Source organism: Enterobacter cloacae complex sp. GF14B, assembly GCF_004136805.1.
GTDB classification, from domain to species: Bacteria; Pseudomonadota; Gammaproteobacteria; order Enterobacterales; family Enterobacteriaceae; genus Enterobacter; species Enterobacter hormaechei_C.
This window is the reverse complement of sequence record NZ_QFRV01000242.1, coordinates 1-1,686: the sequence shown is the minus strand read 5'-3', so window position 1 is coordinate 1,686 and position 1,686 is coordinate 1. Positions and strand designations below refer to the sequence as shown.

Annotated in this window: 2 protein-coding genes and 1 pseudogene; all 3 read right to left on the bottom strand. The window is 61.9% G+C overall.

What is annotated here, in order from left to right; genetic code table 11:
* A partial coding sequence (locus DD606_RS25015; protein WP_176691489.1) for an SDR family NAD(P)-dependent oxidoreductase occupies window positions 1-319 on the bottom strand: 319 nt, incomplete at its 3' end.
* Window positions 319-1,173 (bottom strand): isochorismatase, encoded by an 855-nt coding sequence (locus tag DD606_RS25010; protein WP_017382510.1) that lies wholly within the window; start codon window positions 1,171-1,173, stop codon window positions 319-321. The genes DD606_RS25010 and DD606_RS25015, both read right to left, overlap by 1 nt.
* 10 nt (window positions 1,174-1,183) lie before the next feature.
* Window positions 1,184-1,686, bottom strand: a pseudogene (gene entE, locus DD606_RS25005) ((2,3-dihydroxybenzoyl)adenylate synthase EntE); the annotation flags it as partial.

The following is a 1,686-nucleotide window of genomic DNA, read 5'->3' as shown; positions in this document are numbered from 1 at the left end:
CGACGTTGACCGCAAAGGTCTGCTGCCAGTCCTCCTGCGAAAGCTGATCCGTCGCGCCCATACGCAGAATGCCCGCTGCGTTAACCAGCACGTCGAGCCGCTCAAGGCTGCTGAGCAAACGCCCGCAGACGTCACTCGCCTGCACCGCATCCGCCACGTCCAGCGTTTCGGTGGCAAACGGATATTCGCCGTGAGGGAAAGCCAGATCGAACCCGGTCACCTGCGCCCCGGCCTCCACAAATGCCAGCGCGGTCGCATAGCCAATGCCCTTACCCGCGCCCGTCACCCAGACGGTTTTACCGGTAAAATCAAAAGCCATCACTTCACCTCGCGGGAGAGCAGCGCCCACCAGGCATCGAGGGTCGGATTTTTTGCCAGCATCACGAAATCAATGTCGCCGTGCACTTTGCGCCAGCGGGCGGCGAGCGCCATCATCCGTACTGAATCCAGACCGTAGTCGATCAGGTTTTCGTCATCCATCGGCTCGTCGGACTCGTCCAGCAGCGGCAGGATCAGCTCACGCAGCGCGGCTTTCGTTGCCGGAACGGACGGCAGCAGCTCGTCGGTCATCACCACGCGGCCCGAACGTCCGGCCACGTATTTCAGCGACATCAGGTGCTCGTCGCGGGTGAAATCCGCCAGCGCGTCGGCGATAAAGAACGGTTTAATGTCGCGCATAAAGGCGTCGGTGGCGGTGGTCATGCAGCCGATGTGGGCGTATACGCCGGTGATCAAAAGCTGGTTGCGCCCGGTCTCTTTCAGCATCTGCTCCAGCGGCGAGCGGTGAAACGCGCTGTAGCGCCACTTCACCAGCACGGTGTCCGCTTCATCCGGGGTCAGCTCAGCGACGATGCGCTGCTGCTCCGGCGAACGGGTCAGGCCCGGCCCCCACATGTCGTTCAGCAGGGCACGGTCTTCATCGCTCTGATCTTTCGGCTGCGCGGTGTAGTACACCGGAATATTGTGCTCTTTGCAGTACGCGCGCAGTTTAGCGATGTTCGCCACTACCTGCTGCATCATGTCGCTATTTTCGCCCCAGAAGTTCAGGAAGTACTCCTGCATATCGTGGATCAGCAGCGCGGCGCGCTCCGGTTCAAACGCCCAGTTCACTTTACTGGTCGGCAGTTCGGCGGCGGTTGGCAGCGCGTATGCGGTTAATTTTGGAATGGCCATTCTCTGTTCCTCAGCCCCGGGCGCGTTCAGCAAGCCACAGGCGCAACTGTTTCTTATCAACTTTGCCGACCGGCGTGAGCGGAAGCGCATCCACGCTCTCCACGCGGTCCGGCAGCTTAAATTCGGCAACGCCCTGCTCGCGCAGGAAGCGTCGCACCTCCACCGCGCGCAGGGGCTGTTTCACCACCAGGTACGCGCAGCTTTTTTCGCCCAGCAGGCTGTCCTCCATGCTCACCAGCGCGGCGTGGATCACCGCGTCGTGGCGCAGCAGCAGGTTTTCGATCTCTTCGGCGGCGATCTTCTCGCCACCGCGGTTGATCTGATCTTTCTCGCGCCCCTGCACGGTGATGTAACCCTGCTCGTCGATGGCGATCAGATCGCCCGAGCAGTAGAAACCGTTGGCATCAAAGGCGCTGGCGTTGTGTTCCGGGCTGTTGAAATAGCCGCGGAAGGTGTACGGGCCGCGCGTCATCAGGCGTCCGACTTCCCCGCGCGGCAGCGGGTTGCCGTCCT